The 16069-nt window shown below is 65.9% G+C and carries 19 protein-coding genes, 1 tRNA gene and 1 pseudogene; 12 read left to right on the top strand and 9 right to left on the bottom strand.

Annotation, left to right across the window (positions count from 1 at the left end; all coding sequences use genetic code 11):
• Positions 1-39: 39 nt before the first annotated feature.
• Positions 40-1266 (bottom strand): 5-aminolevulinate synthase, encoded by a 1227-nt coding sequence (hemA, locus tag C4E04_RS16360; RefSeq protein WP_109601214.1) that lies wholly within the window; start codon positions 1264-1266, stop codon positions 40-42.
• A gap of 154 nt (positions 1267-1420) precedes the next feature.
• Between hemA and C4E04_RS21120 the strand changes: the two genes are divergently transcribed.
• The 6 genes and pseudogenes from C4E04_RS21120 to C4E04_RS16335 all read left to right on the top strand — a co-directional run bounded on the left by C4E04_RS21120 (position 1421) and on the right by C4E04_RS16335 (position 5750).
• Positions 1421-1588, top strand: coding sequence for a hypothetical protein (locus tag C4E04_RS21120; RefSeq protein ID WP_174219286.1), 168 nt, complete (start codon positions 1421-1423; stop codon positions 1586-1588).
• Positions 1589-1644: 56 nt separating this feature from the next.
• Positions 1645-2934 (top strand): UDP-N-acetylglucosamine 1-carboxyvinyltransferase, encoded by a 1290-nt coding sequence (gene murA, locus C4E04_RS16355; RefSeq protein ID WP_109599062.1) that lies wholly within the window; start codon positions 1645-1647, stop codon positions 2932-2934.
• An 89-nt stretch (positions 2935-3023) separates the two neighbouring features.
• Positions 3024-3470 (top strand): DUF2948 family protein, encoded by a 447-nt coding sequence (locus C4E04_RS16350; RefSeq protein ID WP_109599060.1) that lies wholly within the window; start codon positions 3024-3026, stop codon positions 3468-3470.
• Positions 3470-4762 carry a histidinol dehydrogenase gene (gene hisD / locus C4E04_RS16345; RefSeq protein WP_109599058.1) on the top strand — a complete coding sequence of 431 codons (1293 nt, stop codon included), beginning with the start codon at positions 3470-3472 and terminating at the stop codon, positions 4760-4762. The genes C4E04_RS16350 and hisD overlap by 1 nt, the downstream gene beginning before the upstream one ends.
• A gap of 15 nt (positions 4763-4777) precedes the next feature.
• Positions 4778-5262 (top strand): annotated as a pseudogene (locus C4E04_RS16340) (UPF0262 family protein).
• Complete coding sequence (locus tag C4E04_RS16335; RefSeq protein ID WP_109599056.1) at positions 5262-5750, top strand: low molecular weight phosphatase family protein; 489 nt, start codon at positions 5262-5264, stop codon at positions 5748-5750. The pseudogene C4E04_RS16340 and the gene C4E04_RS16335 overlap by 1 nt, the downstream one beginning before the upstream one ends.
• Here C4E04_RS16335 and C4E04_RS16330 read toward each other — a convergent pair.
• The 3 genes from C4E04_RS16330 to C4E04_RS16320 all read right to left on the bottom strand — a co-directional run bounded on the left by C4E04_RS16330 (position 5712) and on the right by C4E04_RS16320 (position 7614).
• Complete coding sequence (locus C4E04_RS16330; RefSeq protein ID WP_109599053.1) at positions 5712-6038, bottom strand: AzlD family protein; 327 nt, start codon at positions 6036-6038, stop codon at positions 5712-5714. The two genes, C4E04_RS16335 and C4E04_RS16330, sit on opposite strands and share 39 nt — an antisense overlap.
• Positions 6035-6733: an AzlC family ABC transporter permease gene (locus C4E04_RS16325; RefSeq protein WP_109599051.1), complete on the bottom strand. Its 699-nt coding sequence runs from the start codon at positions 6731-6733 to the stop codon at positions 6035-6037. Before C4E04_RS16325 ends, C4E04_RS16330 begins: the two co-directional genes overlap by 4 nt.
• A gap of 134 nt (positions 6734-6867) precedes the next feature.
• Positions 6868-7614 (bottom strand): TerC family protein, encoded by a 747-nt coding sequence (locus C4E04_RS16320; RefSeq protein ID WP_109599049.1) that lies wholly within the window; start codon positions 7612-7614, stop codon positions 6868-6870.
• Between the two features lie 278 nt (positions 7615-7892).
• Here C4E04_RS16320 and C4E04_RS16315 point away from each other — a divergent pair, with 278 nt between their 5' ends.
• From C4E04_RS16315 to C4E04_RS20965, 5 genes are all read left to right on the top strand, one after another.
• A complete protein-coding gene (locus tag C4E04_RS16315; RefSeq protein ID WP_109599047.1) occupies positions 7893-8555 on the top strand; it encodes a tripartite tricarboxylate transporter TctB family protein in 663 nt (220 codons plus the stop codon).
• 1 nt (position 8556) lies between these two features.
• Positions 8557-10059 carry a tripartite tricarboxylate transporter permease gene (locus C4E04_RS16310; RefSeq protein ID WP_109599045.1) on the top strand — a complete coding sequence of 501 codons (1503 nt, stop codon included), beginning with the start codon at positions 8557-8559 and terminating at the stop codon, positions 10057-10059.
• A gap of 65 nt (positions 10060-10124) precedes the next feature.
• Positions 10125-11102: a tripartite tricarboxylate transporter substrate binding protein BugD gene (locus C4E04_RS16305; protein WP_109599043.1), complete on the top strand. Its 978-nt coding sequence runs from the start codon at positions 10125-10127 to the stop codon at positions 11100-11102.
• Positions 11103-11234: 132 nt separating this feature from the next.
• Positions 11235-11311: transfer RNA gene (locus C4E04_RS16300), tRNA-His, on the top strand.
• A gap of 122 nt (positions 11312-11433) precedes the next feature.
• Positions 11434-11655 (top strand): hypothetical protein, encoded by a 222-nt coding sequence (locus C4E04_RS20965; protein WP_162559432.1) that lies wholly within the window; start codon positions 11434-11436, stop codon positions 11653-11655.
• Positions 11656-11658: 3 nt separating this feature from the next.
• Here C4E04_RS20965 and C4E04_RS16290 read toward each other — a convergent pair whose 3' ends face one another.
• A complete protein-coding gene (locus C4E04_RS16290; RefSeq protein ID WP_109599039.1) occupies positions 11659-11928 on the bottom strand; it encodes a hypothetical protein in 270 nt (89 codons plus the stop codon).
• Between the two features lie 447 nt (positions 11929-12375).
• On the opposite strand from C4E04_RS16290, the gene C4E04_RS16285 reads away from it, so the two are divergent.
• A complete protein-coding gene (locus C4E04_RS16285; protein WP_162559431.1) occupies positions 12376-13512 on the top strand; it encodes a GGDEF domain-containing protein in 1137 nt (378 codons plus the stop codon).
• Positions 13513-13518: 6 nt separating this feature from the next.
• Here C4E04_RS16285 and C4E04_RS16280 read toward each other — a convergent pair whose 3' ends face one another.
• From C4E04_RS16280 to C4E04_RS16265, 4 genes are all read right to left on the bottom strand, one after another.
• The gene (locus C4E04_RS16280) at positions 13519-13956 is read right to left on the bottom strand and encodes a hypothetical protein (RefSeq protein ID WP_109599035.1); all 438 of its coding nucleotides are present in this window, start codon (positions 13954-13956) and stop codon (positions 13519-13521) included.
• A 92-nt stretch (positions 13957-14048) separates the two neighbouring features.
• Positions 14049-14420 (bottom strand): hypothetical protein, encoded by a 372-nt coding sequence (locus tag C4E04_RS16275; RefSeq protein ID WP_109599033.1) that lies wholly within the window; start codon positions 14418-14420, stop codon positions 14049-14051.
• A gap of 158 nt (positions 14421-14578) precedes the next feature.
• Positions 14579-15283, bottom strand: a complete 705-nt coding sequence (locus C4E04_RS16270; protein WP_109599031.1) for an outer membrane protein — start codon at positions 15281-15283, stop codon at positions 14579-14581.
• Between the two features lie 304 nt (positions 15284-15587).
• Positions 15588-16025, bottom strand: a complete 438-nt coding sequence (locus tag C4E04_RS16265) for an NUDIX hydrolase (RefSeq protein ID WP_210204580.1) — start codon at positions 16023-16025, stop codon at positions 15588-15590.
• Positions 16026-16069 lie beyond the last annotated feature (44 nt).

Raw genomic sequence — 16069 nt, 5'->3', positions numbered from 1 at the left:
GCCACAGGGCAGCGCCCGGCGCAAGGTTGAAGTTCAAATTTATTCCGCCGCGGCAGCTTTGGGCGCGAGGGGCAGGTCGAGGGCGGTCCAGACCTCGACCAGGGCACGGGCGAGGGCGTCGATATGGGCGTCCGTGTGGAAGGGGCCGGGGGTGATGCGCAGGCGCTCCGTGCCGCGCGGGACCGTCGGATAGTTGATCGGCTGGATATAGATGCCGTGCTTTTCCAGCAGGCGGTCCGAGGCGGTCTTGCAGGCTTCCGCATGGCCCACCATCACGGGCACGATATGGGTCGCCGTGTCGAGAAGCGGCAGGCCGGCGCCGGAGAGGACCGATTTGGTCCGCGCCACCTGGCGCTGGTGCTTCTGTCGCTCGACCGTAGAGGCCTTCAGGTGGCGGACCGAGGCGGTCGCGGCGGCCGCGACGGCAGGCGGGAGAGCCGTCGTGAAGATGAATCCGGGCGCGAAGCTGCGCACCGCGTCGATCACGGCCCGGGTGCCGGTGATGTAGCCGCCCATGACGCCGAAGGCCTTGCCGAGGGTGCCCTCGATCACGTCGATGCGGTGCATGGCGCCCTCGCGCTCGGCGATGCCGCCCCCGCGGGGGCCGTACATGCCCACCGCGTGGACCTCGTCGAGATAGGTCATGGCGCCGTAGCGCTCGGCCAGGTCGCAGATCGTGTGGATCGGCGAAATGTCCCCGTCCATAGAATAGACGCTCTCGAAGGCGATGAGCTTGGGACGGTCGCCGGCGGCCTTCAGAAGCTCTTCCAGGTGCTCGACGTCGTTGTGCCGGAAGATTGCCTTCTCGCAGCCCGACTGGCGCACGCCCTCGATCATCGAGTTGTGGTTGAGGGCATCCGACAGGATCAGGCAGTTCGGAATCAGCTTGGCGATGGTCGAGATGCCGGTCTGGTTGGAGACGTAGCCGGACGTGAAGACCAGGGCCGCATCCTTGTCGTGGAGGTCGGCGAGTTCCCGCTCGAGACCCACGATGGCGTGGCTGTTGCCGGAGATGTTGCGGGTGCCTCCTGCGCCCGTGCCGATGCGCCAGGCCGTCTCCACCATGGCGCGGGTCACGTCCCGGTTCTGGCCCATGCCGAGATAGTCGTTGGAGCACCAGACCGTGATGGGCCTCGGGCCGGCGGGGCTGTGCCAGACAGCTTCCGGATATCGGCCCGCGAGACGCTCGATATCGGCGAAGACCCGGTAGCGCCGTTCCGCCTGGAGGCGGTCGAGGGCCGAAGTAAAGAAATTCTGATAATCCATCATCTCACCGGATGCAGCCATGGTGCCGTCATCATGACGACGCATGAACTAGACAGCATTGATCCCAGTCAATCCCGGAATGAGGAGATATTCCGGTTGAGGCCGGCTTGCGAAGCCTTTATTGGGTCGCGGCGACGATGGGTCGCGTGGAAACATGACCGACGGTAAATCGCAGGACAGGGCCGAGCGCCTCAAGGCAGCCCTGAAAGAGAACTTGAAACGGCGAAAGGCCCAGGCCCGGGGACGCAAGGTTGCCAGCGACCCCGGAACCGCTCATCCTGCGCCCGATCAGGCCGACAAGCGCGACAAGCCGTCCGACTAGCCCTTTGGGGCCGGGGGCGGCATAGGTCGCATAAGGGTCGTAACAAGGGGATCTTCATGGACCGCATTCGAATCCGGGGCGGCGCGCCTCTCACAGGCTCGATTCCGATCTCAGGTGCCAAGAACGCGGCCCTGCCTCTAATGATCGCCAGCCTCCTGACGGACGAAACCCTGGAACTCGGCAACGTGCCGCGCCTGGCCGACATCTCGTCCCTCCTGCGGATCATGAGCAATTTCGGCGTCGATCACATGATCGCGGGACGGCGCCCGGGCGAATCGACCCAGACCGGCCAGACGATCCGCCTCACGGCGAAATCCGTCATCGACACCTGCGCGCCCTATGAGCTCGTCTCCACCATGCGGGCGAGCTTCTGGGTCATCGCGCCCCTCCTGGCCCGGTTCGGCCATGCCAAGGTCTCCATGCCGGGCGGCTGCGCCATCGGGACCCGCCCGGTGGACCTCCTCATCATGGCCCTGGCCAAGCTTGGCGCCGCCATCGAGATCGACAGCGGCTACGTGGTGGCGACCGCCCCGAAGGGCCTCCGGGGCGCCGAGATCGACTTCCCGAAAGTGACGGTCGGCGGCACCCATGTGGCGCTCATGGCCGCGACCCTCGCGCAGGGCACGACCGTGATCCGCAACGCTGCCCGGGAGCCCGAGGTGGTCGATCTGGCCGAATGCCTCGTGAAGATGGGCGCCAAGATCCAGGGCGCCGGCACGTCCGAGATCGTCGTGGAGGGCGTCGCCCGCCTTGGCGGCGCGTCTCACGACGTGCTGCCGGATCGGATCGAGACCGGCACCTATGCCATGGCGGTCGCCATGACGGGCGGTGACATCATCCTCGAAAATACCCGGCCGGAGCTCCTGCAATTCGCCCTCGACGTGCTGGGCCAGGCGGGCGCCGAGGTGACCCCCTACGTGGGCGGCATCCGCGTGCGGCGCAACGGCAATGGGATCCAGCCGGTCGACGTGACCACGGACCCGTTCCCGGGCTTCCCCACCGACCTGCAGGCCCAGTTCATGGCTCTCATGACCCGGGCCAGCGGCACGTCGCGCATCCGCGAGACCATCTTCGAGAACCGGTTCATGCACGTGCAGGAGCTGGCCCGCCTCGGCGCCCGGATCCGCCTCGACGGGGACAGCGCCTATGTGGAAGGGGTGCCGACCCTCAAGGGCGCGCCCGTGATGGCGACGGACCTGCGCGCCTCCGTATCCCTGGTGATCGGCGGCCTGGCGGCGGAAGGCGAGACGACGATCAACCGGGTCTACCATCTCGACCGGGGCTTCGAGGCCCTGGAGAGCAAGCTCGCACGCTGCGGAGCCGATATCGAGCGGCTGAGGGGCTGAGCGCGACCGGAGATATCCGGCCGGAGGTTGCGCTTGGCGCATGGGCTCTCTACCTAGCCGTCAAGGCTTCAGCAACAGGTTCAAGGCCCATGGATCTCCTGAAACTCGTCGCGCTCGACCCGGAAGACCTCACGGTCATCTCGATGCATCTTCAGGATGCTGTCGTCCGGGTGGGCGATATCGCCTATCTGCCGAAGGAGCGCTGCTTCGCCATCGTGGCGCGCCGCTTTGATTGGGAGTCGCGCTCCGACACTCCGCCCCAGCGGCGCCTGACCGGGATGCATTTCCAGCAGGTCAAGGGCGTGCGCGTGCGCGGCATCGACCAGACGAACAAGGACGCTGTGCTCAACCTCCTGGCCATCTCATTCGAGGAGACCAATGCGCCTTCGGGCACGGCCACCTTGATCTTCGCCGAAGGCGGGGCCATTCAGGTCGACGTGGATTGCATCGAGATGCAGATGAAAGATCTAGGACCCGTCTGGGCCGCCGAGAACCGGCCCACGCATGACGAGACGCCGGCGGCGGGGCCGGTGTGATGGCTCAGAGGCTCGACGCGCGGGATGCCGCGTTTCCGCAGGCCTTCGCGGCCCTGCTCGCCGCCAAGCGGGAGGTCTCGGAGGATGTGGACCAGGCCGTCCGCACCATCATCGACGACGTGGTCGCCCGCGGCGACGATGCACTGATCGACTATACGCGGCGCTTCGACCATCTCGATCTCAGCCCCGGCACTTTGCGGATCTCGGAGGCCGAGATCGATGCCGCCGAGGCGCAGTGTGAGCGCGAGACGCTCGAGGCCCTGGCGCTCGCGAAGGAGCGGATCGAAACCTATCACCGAGCCCAGCGCCCGCACGATTCCATGACCACCGACTCGGTGGGCGTGACGCTCGGCTGGCGCTGGACCGCCATCGAATCCGTCGGTCTCTACGTGCCCGGCGGGCGGGCAAGCTACCCGTCCTCCGTGCTGATGAACGCGGTTCCGGCCAAAGTCGCGGGCGTGCCGCGTGTCGCCATGGTGGTGCCGACCCCGCGGGGCGAGACGAATCCGCTCGTCCTTGCGGCCGCGCGGCTCGCGGGCGTCGATGAGATTTTCCGCGTCGGCGGCGCGCAGGCCGTGGCGGCCCTGGCCTACGGCACGGGCACGATCCGGCCCGTGAGCAAGATCGTCGGCCCGGGCAACGCCTATGTGGCGGCCGCCAAGCGCCGGGTCTTCGGGCAGGTCGGCATCGACATGATCGCCGGGCCCTCGGAGGTGCTCATCCTGGCCGACGCACACGCGAATCCCGACTGGGTCGCGGCCGATCTCCTGGCCCAGGCCGAGCACGATCCTGTCGCCCAGTCGATCCTCGTGACCGACAGCCCGGCCCTGGCCGATGCGGTGGAGGCTGCCGTCCTGCGCCAGCTCGAGACCCTGCCGAAGGCCGATATCGCGGGCGCGAGCTGGCGCGATTACGGGGCGATCATCCTCGTGGGACGCCTCGACGATGCGGTCCCGCTGGTGGACCGGCTCGCCCCCGAGCACCTGGAGATCGAGACCGCGGATCCGGAGGCCCTGGCGTCCAAAGTCCGCAATGCGGGCTCGATCTTCCTCGGCAGCCACACGCCCGAGGCTATCGGTGATTATGTGGGCGGGCCCAACCACGTGCTGCCCACCGCCCGTTCCGCCCGGTTCTCATCCGGCCTCGGGGTGCTTGACTTCATGAAGCGGACCTCGATCCTGAAATGCGACCCGGGCGCGCTGCGGGCGCTCGGGCCGGCCGCCATCGCACTCGGACGGTCGGAGGGGCTGGAGGGGCATGCGCGATCGGTGGCGATCCGCCTGAACCTGTGACGGATCGGAGGTCGCATGGCGAGCGAAGGGAACGAGCGATGCCGGTTGGTCGCCGTCACGCTCGACGAGGCCTCCATCGGCCGGGGCAACCCGGACCAGGAGCATGAGCGCGCCATCGCGATCTACGACATCCTGGAGGAGAACTTCTTCGCGCTGCCCCACTACGAGGGGGGCCCTACCTGCTCCAGATCGGCCTTGTCGAGAAGAAGCTCTGTCTCGAGGTGAGGGCCCAGGACGGGACGCCCCTCGTCACCCACCATCTTTCGCTGACGCCCTTCCGCCGGACGATCCGCGACTACCAGATGATCTGCGACAGCTATTACCGGGCGATCCGCGAGGCCTCCGCGGCACAGATCGAGGCTATCGACATGGGGCGCCGCGGCCTGCACAACGAGGCGGCCGAACTTCTGATGAAGCGCCTCGACGGCAAGCTCGTCCTCGATTTCGATACGGCGCGGCGCATCTTCACGCTGATCTTCGCGCTCCATTGGAAAGGCTGATGGTGACGGAGGCGCGGCCCAAGCGGGTTCACTCCGTCCTGTTCGTCTGCGCCATGAACGCGGTGCGATCCGCCATGGCCGAGGCCATTGCGCGCCACTATTTCGGGCAGTCGATCTACGTCCAGTCCGCCGGAGTGCGGAAAGGGGAGCCCGACGGCTTCACGGCCGCCATCCTCGACGAGATCGGCATCGACGGCAGCCGCCACAAGCCGCGCACCCTGCACGAACTGGAGGAGTGGGAGGGGCTCAATTTCGACCTCATCATCTCCCTCTCGCCGGAGGCCCACCATGCCGCTCTCGAACTGACCCGCACCATCGCGGCCGAGGTCGAATACTGGCCGACGCCGGACCCGACCATCGTCCAGGGGTCCCGCGAGCAGGTCCTCGATGCCTATCGCAATGTCAGGGACGGGCTGTCCTATCGCATCCGCCTGCGGCTGAAGCGGACCTCAGAATCCCAGCGCCCGGATGAGGCTGAGGGTGCCTAGCCCGGCCGCGAGCCCGGCGAGCTCGATCCGGGTGAGCATCATCACGACGACACCGGCCGCAATGGCCACGAAGGCCGGCGGCCCGCTGTCGAGGGTCATGGGCAGGACGGTCGCCAGGATGATCGAGCCGGGCAGGGCGCGCAGGCCCCGTTCCATGCGAGGCGTGATCGCCACACGGCTCATGACGGCCGCGCCCGCGATCCGGCACAGATAGGTGGCGAGTGCCATGGCGGCGATCGCGAGGGCGGAGCCCCAGGGGCCTGCCGCAAGAGCCTCGAAGCCGGTCATTCGAGCAGCATCCCGGCGATGACGCCCGCCAGGGCTCCGGCGACGATGAAGAAATAGCCCGGCACGAACGCATGAACCGCGACGGAGACGAGCCCGGCCACGAGCCAGGGCAGGGCGTGGCGTGCGCCCTTCCATAGGGGCACGAGCATCACGCTGAAGAAGACCGGCATGACGAGGTCGAGGCCGAAGCGACGGGGCTCGGGAACGAGCGCGCCGGCGAAATAGCCCGTGAAGGTCGAGGCGAGCCACACGAGCCAGAGCGTCACCCCGCAACCGAGCAGCAGGCCCGTGTCGCGCCCGCCTTCGCTTTGATAGCGGGTGCTGATGAGCCAGCCCGCCTCTGTCACGAGGAAAAGGTTGAGAGCCGTGCGGGGCAGGGGTTCGTGCCTGAGCCAGGGCTGCAGGGTCGCTCCGAGCAGGATCATGCGCGCATTGACGACCGCCGTGACGGTCATGATCGCCAGGATCGTCGCGGGCGACCAGACTTTCTGCCAGATCTCGAGCCCCACCATCTGGGACGCGCCCGCATAGACGAAGGCGCTCAGGCCCAGGGTCTCGCCGAGCGAAAGGCCCTTCTGCGCGGCTGCCGTCCCGAAGGCCATGGAGAAGACGATGAAGCCCGGAAACGCCGGAAGAGCGGCGCGGGCACCCAGTCTGAGGCCGGAAACGGAAAAGGACGGGCGGGATGAGGACATGGGCGTGACGGGGCGGCTTGCGGTGTTGTGTGCCTGCCGGCTCCGCCCGCGTCAACCGGATCCTTGGGGTGAGAACATCAGGTCCGATCCCGGAAGGGCAACTCCCTTCCAGAATCGATCTTCACGTCAGGTTTTCAGGTCCCGGCTTCCTTCCGGCCCGTGCTGCGGCCGAGCAGCCATCCGCCCGCGATCACGAACAGGGCCCCGATGGCGGCAGCGCCGTAGAACACCATCCCGACCGGCTTGAGGTCGAGCGGCGGATGGCCCGGATCGGGCAGGACGAGCTGCGGATAGCCGGCGGCCAGCCAGCCCAGGATGACCGGATCCGTGACGATCATCTCGGCCGCGATGTAGCCCAGCAGCGCCGCGCCCGCCCAGATGAAGATGGGGAAGCGGGTGAGCAGGCTCGTGATCAGCGAGGCGCCGACCATGATGAGCGGGATCGACAGGAGCAGGCCGAAGATGAACAGCTCCGGGTGGCCCCGCGAGGCGGCCGCGATGGCGACCACGTTGTCGAGGCTCATCACGGCATCCGCGATCGCGATGGTGCGCACGGCCTTCCAGAGCGAGTCGCTCGCCTTCACCTCGTGGCCGTCCTCGTCCTCGCCCTGGATCAGCTTGAGGGCGATCCAGAACAGCAGGAGCCCGCCCGCGATGCGCAGGTAGGGCACGCCGAGGAGGTAGGAGATCACGAGCGCGAAGAGGATCCGGAGACCGACCGCGACGCTGGCGCCGAGCACGATGCCGAGCTTGCGCTGATGAGGCGGCAGCGAGCGACAGGCCATGGCAATGACGACCGCGTTGTCGCCCGAAAGCAGGATGTCGATCCAGATGACCTGAAGCAGGGACAGGAGAAATGTGCTTGAGAGAAAATAGTCCATGCGCCTGTCCTGGAGATCTTCTTGAACGCGTGTCGAGGAATGCGGGTGCTTAGGTATATATGAGCTGCCGGATTGCAAAGAACTAAATTGCCGAAAGTTCCGGCTGTGCCAGTCCGGATCTCCGGATTGGCCGAAGGTCTTACGCCCAATAGGCTGGACCGGAGGGTCAAATCCCTTGAAAACTTTGCCGGATTGGTTGATCCCGGGTCCCGGTTTGGGCACAAATCGAACGTGAAGAACAACGGGCGCCCCGTAAATGCGCCCTATCGGGAGGCCGAATGTCCATGTCTGAGGAGGGCGGTCGGGACCGCCGCGGGCCGGTTCGCTCGCCGCAGAATCTCGCTGCCGGATTGTCTCTGGTGTTTCTCGCCGGGCTGGCGCTCTGGCTCACACGGGGCCTGTCCCAGGGGCACCTGAACGCGATGGGTCCAGGCATGCTCCCGGACTGGCTGGCCTATGGGGTGGGCCTGTGCGGCATCGCTCTTCTGGTGGCTGCCTTCCTGAAGGACGGAGAGCCTCTCGAGGCCTGGAGCCTGCGCGGTCCCTTCTTCGTGGTGGTGGCCATTCTGGCCTTCGCTGTAACGATCCGGCCCTTCAGCCTCGGGCCCGTCTCCATTCCGGGCCTCGGCATGATCGTGGCGGGGCCACTCGCCATCATCATCGGCGGTTATGCGGCCCCGGAGGTCCAGCTCCGGCCGCTCCTGGTCCTGGCCTTCGGGCTCACGCCCTTCTGCATGGTGCTGTTCGGGGACCTTCTCAACCTGCCGATCCCGGTCTTCCCCCAGAGCCTCGCCGGCCTCATGCCCGACGGATGGTCGCAGAAGACCATTCTGCGGGTCCTTGCCGCCCTCATGGCCGTGGCCGCCGTGGTGATCCACATCTCCGGCGGGCGCCGTAAGGACGGCAAGATCGACGTCGTCACGCAGCCCGAGGAGATCTGACATGGGAGATCTGGTCTCCAATCTGAGCCTCGGCTTCGGCGTCGCGCTGTCGTTCCAGAATCTTGGGCTCGCCTTCCTCGGCTGCCTCGTGGGCACCCTCATCGGGGTCCTGCCGGGCGTCGGCCCCATCGCGACCATCGCGATGCTGCTGCCGATCACCTTCGGGCTCGACCCTGTCGGCGCCCTGATCATGCTGGCGGGCATCTATTACGGCGCGCAGTATGGCGGCTCGACCACGGCGATCCTGGTGAACATCCCGGGTGAGGCGACCTCCGTGGTCACCACCCTCGACGGCCACCAGATGGCACGCCAGGGCCGCGCAGGCATCGCGCTCGGGATCGCGGCCATCGGGTCGTTCTTCGCCGGCACGGTCGCGACCGTCGTCATCGCGGCCCTCGGCGCGCCGCTCACGAGCCTCGCCCTTATCTTCGGCCCGGCCGAGTATTTCTCCCTCATGGTCATGGGCCTGGTCTTCGCCGTGGTCCTAGCCCGCGGGTCGATCCTCAAGGCCATCGCGATGATCCTGGTCGGCGTTCTCCTCTCCACGGTCGGCCTCGACCTGGAGACGGGCGAGGAGCGCATGACCCTGGGGCTTCCATTCCTGATCGACGGCATCGATTTCGCGGTGCTCGCCATGGGCGTCTTCGGCATTGCCGAGATCCTGCGCAACCTCGACCATACGGAGACCCGGGACGTGGTCCGCCAGGCCATCGGCCGTCTCCTGCCGAACCGGGAGGACTTCCGGCAATCCTATAAGCCCGTGCTGCGCGGCACCTTCATCGGCGCCATCCTCGGCATCCTGCCGGGCAACGGGGCGGTGCTCGGGCCGTTCGCGTCCTACACGATCGAGAAGAAGCTCGCGAAGGATCCGAGCCGCTTCGGGCGCGGCGCCATCGAGGGGGTCGCGGGGCCTGAATCCGCCAACAATGCGGGGGCACAGACCTCCTTCATCCCGCTCCTGACCCTCGGCATTCCGCCGAATGCCGTGATGGCCCTCATGGTCGGTGCCATGACGATCCACGGCATCGTGCCGGGGCCGCAGGTGATGACCCGCAATCCTGAGCTCTTCTGGGGCATGATCGCTTCCATGTGGGTCGGCAACCTGATGCTGCTCGTCATCAACCTGCCGATGGTGGGCATGTGGGTGCGGCTGCTCAAGGTGCCGTACCACCTGATGTTCCCGGCGATCCTGATGTTCTGCTGCATTGGCATCTATTCCATCAATTCCCTGCCGACGGACGTGATGTTCATCGGGTTCTTCGGGATCGTCGGATACCTGCTGATCAAGTTCGGCTTCGAGCCTGCTCCCATGCTTCTCGGCTTCGTGCTGGGCAAGCTTTTGGAGGAAAATCTGCGCCGGGCGCTCATCCTGTCGCGGGGCTCGCTCGAGACCTTCATCGACCGTCCGGTCAGCGGCGTGCTGCTTCTGGTGGCCGTGGTCATGCTGGTCGTGGCGCTGCTGCCCTCGATCCGGAAGGGGAGGGACGAAGTGTTCACCGAATAGCTGGCCGGATTGGCCCGCTGTTCCATAATAACAAAGCCAAGGAACTGCGTTAGACGGAGGAAACCATGAAGAAAATCGCACTGACCCTTGCGGCCGGCCTTGCCCTTGCGGCCACCGGCGCCCAGGCGCAAGGCAACTATCCGCAGCGGCCGATCACCATGATCGTGCCCTTCGCGGCCGGCGGCCCCACGGACGTGATCGCCCGCATCGTCGGGGATCACATGTCCCGCACTCTCGGTCAGCAGATCGTGATCGAGAACGTGGCGGGCGCCGGCGGCACCACCGGCATCACCCGCGGCGCCCAGTCCCAGCCCGACGGCTACACGATCATGATGGGGCACATGGGCACCCATGGGGCCGCGCCGGCCCTCTACCCGAACCTGAAATACGACCCGGCCAAAGACTTCGCGCCCATCGGCCTGGCGGCCGGTACGCCCATCGTGATCGTGGCCAAGAAGGACTTCCCAGCCAACGACCTCAAGGGCTTCCTCGACTACATGAAGGCCAATGCCGACAAGGTGAACATGGCCCATGCGGGCGTGGGCTCCGTGTCCCATTCCACCGGCATCTTCTTCAACTCGGTGGTCAAGGTGAAGCCCACCATGGTGGCCTATCGCGGCACGGGCCCGGCCCTGAACGACCTGATGGCCAACACGGTCGATTACATGACCGACCAGATCGTCAACGTCGCGCCGCAGATCCTCGGCGGCAACATCAAGGCCTATGCCATCGCGACGCCGGAGCGCTCGCCCGCTTTGCCGAACGTGCCGACCACGAAGGAGGCAGGCCTGCCGGATTATGAAGTCAGCGCCTGGAACGCCGTGTTCGCACCCAAGGGCACCCCGCCCGAAATCGTGGCCAAGCTCAACGACGCCCTGGTGAAGTCCCTGGACGACGAGAACACCCGCAAGCGCCTCCTGGACCTCGGCGGCGTGATTCCCTCGAAGGAGGAGCGTACCCCCGCGGCGCTCCAGAAGCTCGTGGAATCCGAGGTGGCACGCTGGACGCCCGTCCTCAAGGCCGCTGGCGCCTCTGCAGAATAAGGCCCGGAAGGCTTCTTTTCCGGCCAAACGGCCATCAAGCGGCGGGCTTCGGCCCGCCGTTTCGTTTTTGACGCGACGGGTGCAAAGAAGCCTTGAAATTGATCGCCCGGGCGATTACACCCTGCCCCGTGTGCAGCCGTAGCTCAGTTGGTTAGAGCACCAGATTGTGGATCTGGGGGTCCCCCGTTCGAGCCGGGGCGGCTGTACCATCTTCCGGTCATCTGCGCTGAAACGTCCGCCCCTTCGGGGAAGCGTGGCCGTCAAATTACCTCATTTCGCGTCAGATGATGGCGGGCCTTCGGGTCCCTCCTGTCCACTTGCATCAGCACCGATGAACGATTCCACCGAGGCCTCGGGACGCCCCGCCCTCACGGGTGTCCTCGACCGGCTCCACGAAGCCCGTCTGCTCCGCGCCCGGATCGACGGCTTGCAGGCTCTTCTGCGGCTCCAGCAGCAGCAGATCGAGCGGCTGCACGACCGTGTCTCCGCCGGGACGCCCGGTGGCATCGCGGCTCAACGCCTCCTCGCGTTGAAGCAGGGGAAGCGGTCGTAAAGGTCAGTCGTCGTTGGAGGCGTTGAGCTCGTCCGGCTTCAGCCCCTCGTCCACGTCCGCTTCCCGCATCCGGGCCAGCCAGTCGAGCTGCTCCTGGACGAATTGCGGATCGCTGTGGAAGCGCATGGCGCAGGCGACGAGAAAGGTCGGGATCTCGGGAAGATCATCGTCGCTGAGATCCGGGAGAACCAGCTCCAGCTCCGTCATGTTGCTCGCCGTCACGATGGCGGCCTCGTTCGGCGGAATGGCGACGCTCTTGGTCTGTCTGCTCATGAAACTCGCTGAGGTTGGGCGCCGAGACCCCGCGGCAGGATGCCGCCGGGCCGGACGCCAGACGGCATCATCCACGATAACGATCGGGCTTGCATCCGGTTCTTCGGTGGCACCGCGACCGCAGCTGTGGCATCCGCATTCCTGTGTAATCCGAATGACATAACGTAAGTCAGTGCTCTGGCCGCAAAAACCTAAGCTTAAGCGGCCGTCGGGAAAAGAGTTCGTTAAGAGAGTGCAAGATCTGGGGCGGCTTCTTCTGCCAAGAAGCGGGCCTTCCGGTTGCGCAAGGTATCATTTCCGTGCACATGACGCACAGTCCCGAGGCTGTGGGCCCTGTTCGCTACCTCGAGGATTCTTTCCGATGGTGGGACAATTCATGAGAGCGACGAACCGGAGCGGAGAGAACCAACGGTCGGGCGCTCCGGCATGGGACGGTGTCGCCATTTCATGAAGCTCGATCCCGCCACCCTCGGTTTCGCCTTCCTGACCCTCACGGGGGTGCTCGGGCTGCTGCTGCTGTTCTCCTGGCTCCTGAACCGGAACGTCAAGGCGCTGGCCTTGTGGGGGACGGCCTTTTGCCTCGTCCCTTTCGGCATGGGGCTCGTCAGCCTCGGCCTAGTGCCGGTCAGTCCCTCGGTTCTCTATGTGTCGAACGCCGTCATGACGCTGGTCTACGGCATCCTCTATGCGGGATGCCGGGCCTTCAACGGGCGCTCCCGTCTCTTTCTGGTGACCCTGCCGGGGCTGGTCGTCTGGACCGCGCTGTTTCCGCTCATCCAGGATCGGTTCGAGATGCGGCTCCTGGTCGTGTCTCTCATCTGCGAGTTCTACACGCTTCTCTCCGCATGGGAGTTGTGGCGGCATGCGCGGCAGGTGCTGGTCTCCCAGCGGGTGGCCATCGCGCTCCTGCTGCTCCTGACGGTTTTTCATGCCTTCCGGAGCATTCTGGTCTTTGCGACGACAGGCATCGGCTGGATCGACGTGCTGGTGATGCGGTGGTCCGCCAATATGGGGATGTTCCTGGTCCTCTTCACGCCGGTGGCGGCTTTCGTGTTCCTGTCCATGGCGAAGGAGCAGGTGGAGGAAGAGCATAAGCGGGCCGCCCTGGTCGATCCCCTTACGGGAATTCCGAACCGGCGGGCCGTCTTCCGCAATGCGACTGACCTGCTCCGCAGGCTGGAGGGCAAGGCCGCCACCTGCCTGCTTTTCGACCTCGATAATTTCAAGAAGGTCAATGACAGCTACGGGCACGAGGTGGGCGACCATATCCTGACCCTGTTCGGCCGGATTCTCGCCACCCACCTGCCGAAGGGCTCGTTCGGCCGCATGGGCGGGGAGGAGTTCGCCGCCATCCTTCCGATCCCAAGGCAGAAGGCCGAGGCTTTGGCGGAGGAGGTCCGGCGGGCTTTCGCGGGCGCGGCCCAGACCGTCCTGGGTCATCGGGTTTCGGCCACCGTCAGCGTCGGCTGTGCCACAGCCCGGAACGTGACCGTCAACCGGCTCATCCGCGACGCCGACCTCGCGCTTTACCAAGCCAAGGCGTCGGGCCGGAATGTGGTCGCCATCTCCCAGGCCGGGGAATGAGGCCGCCTATTCGCCGCCCGCTTCGGGGCGCGAGGCCAGGCAAGGATCGAGAAGAACGTAATCAGGGCTGGGCTTGCTGAAGCCGCCCGTGACGATGACCTTGTCGCCCACCTGCATGCCGTTCGTCTGGTAGGTCACGCAAAGCACCTTGGGCTCGGGCGGTGTTCCACAGAGCCCGAGATACGCGAGGGTACCGTCGTGATGGACCAGGGCCAAGCTCCCGACGACGCTGAAATCCACCCGCTGCTGCCCCGTCTCCCGTCCTTCGATCAGGGCAGCGACCTCGCTGCAGCGGGCCTGCCGCCCCGGCTGCATGTCCGCGTCCGCAAAGGGGCTGTCTTCACCTTCCTGGCTCCAGGCGCTGGCGATCGGCCAGATGGCGCTCGCAAGGAGCGCCAGGGCTGCGGCGGGAAGATATCCGGCGAGGGGCCGTGGCTTCATCATGCGAGCGACCTGTTCCAATGGGCGAGATTGCCGTCCCGGCATATCAAGCGAGGGCGGCATGCCCGCAAAGAGGACAGCGCGCAAGAACCGTTCTAGTTCCTGACATCCACGATGATGCGCTGCTCGATCGGGATGGCGTCAGAAAGGGCGCGGGTGATGAAGGTGCCCTGGCAGGTGGTCGTGGTCGCATAGACCGGCATGCGATGAGTATCGACGCCCACCATGTAGTTCGTCGTGTAATAGACCTCGCCCCCAGAATAGGTCGTCGTCTTCGTGAAGAAGGTGTAGCCGACCTCCGTGGGGCTGAGCCTCACGACCGTCTGCGGCGGTCCGTAGGCGGCGATCCGGTCCGAGATCGGCCGGCCGATATAGTCGGTGCAGGTCATGGCCAGCTCCCCTGGCGGGGGATAGGCGCATCCGGCGCTCAGCAATGCCAGTCCGGCGACAGCAGCCAGCTTCTTCACGAAAGTCTCCTCCAGGACGCCCGCCGTCCGGTCGGATGCGGGGATTCGCCCGGGAGCATAGGCGCCTTCGGTTGCCGGAGGATTGCCGTTTTGCGTCCCCCAAACGGAAAAGGGCCCGGCGATGCCGAGCCCCTGTCTTTGCCTGAGCGCGAAAAGCGTCAGTTGAACTTGTAGTTCACGCCGGCCCGGAGGACGCCGAACTCGGTGTCGCGGCGCACGCCGTAGGCGCTGCCCACATAGTTGCTGCGCGTATCGAGGTTCACGTAAAGGCCCTCGACCTTGGCCGAAATGTTGCCCGACACGGCATATTCCACGCCGCCGCCGACGGTCCAGCCGCCATGGGTGCTGTCGCTCCGGCGATAGCCGAGTAGGGGATCGAAGGCCATGTTGCCGCCGATATCGCCATAGGCGAAGCCGCCCGTGGCATAGACGAGGGCGCGGTCGAAAGCGACACCGGCGCGAGCGCGGATCGTGCCGAAATAGCCGTCCGAATTGCCCGAATAATAGTACAGGCCGTAGGACGCACCCTTGTTGCCGACGGCCGCGTACTGGATGTCGGTCTCGGCGCCGAGGACGAACATGCCGAACTGGTAATTGTAGCCGGCCTGACCGCCGCCTACGAAGCCGCCGCTCTTGCCGCCGCCCGCATAGCCGAAGGCGGGATCGAAATAGCGGCTGCTGCCGGTGCTCCAGCCGTAGCCGACATTCGCGCCCACATAGAAGCCCGTCCAGGTGAAGGCCGGCATGGCTTCATAGGCCGGGGCAGGGGAATAACGCGCGGGCAGGTCGGCGGCCTGGGCGGTCGCGGCCGTGATGGCCAGGGCTGCAGTTCCGGTAATCAGTCCAAGGAGAGAGGTACGCATCACTTTTTTCCGTGCTTGAGGACCAAAAGCGCAAGGCTTGAAGTGCCTGTCGGGCGGAAGATAAGAGCGATGTGAATAATATTGCAATAGACTACCAAGTTTCACTTACCGATATGCTTTCCGATCTGTAAACGTTTACTTTTCATCAACTATAGCGGGCCTGGAAAGCTTGACCGTAAGGGCTCCCCATGCGGAGATTGCGTCGACCCGACGGCTTTAAGGCCGGAAGCGAGAGACAACGAGACCTTGGCCCTGCCTTCCCGGCAGGGCCCTTTCGTTTCGGCAAACGGCAAGGCTCGGGCGGTCACGCCGGTGAGGCCTGCAGCGCAAGGCGCGCGATCGTGTCTACATCGGCGCTCATGGGCAGGCGCGCGGGATCGAGCTGACAAACCGGAAACCAGCGCACCTCGAGCGCATCGTCCCCGGCCAGGGGCTCACCGGACACGAGGATGCAGCGGACGGCGATCAGGATGTAGTGGTGTCGGAGATGGCCGCCCTCGTCGCGGTCGAGAATGTCGAGGGTCGCGAGAACCTCGCCCGCCTGCGCCGCAATGGCGGTTTCCTCCTGCAGTTCGCGCAGGGCAGCGTCCGCGACGGTTTCGCCATATTCGATCTTGCCGCCCGGGAATCCCCACAGGCCCGCATCGGGCGGGTTGGCGCGCCGCACGAGAAGCACATGGTCGCCGCGCAGGACGACGGCGATCACGGCAGGAACAGGACGAGAAGGGGCACGGCCGGTCATGGCCGAGCCATACTGCATGTTCCGGCGGCGGGGAACAGGTGCCG

Source organism: Microvirga sp. 17 mud 1-3 (assembly GCF_003151255.1).
Classification (GTDB): Bacteria; Pseudomonadota; Alphaproteobacteria; order Rhizobiales; family Beijerinckiaceae; genus Microvirga.
Note: the sequence above shows the minus strand (reverse complement) of the source record. Positions and strands in the feature narration are given on the sequence as shown.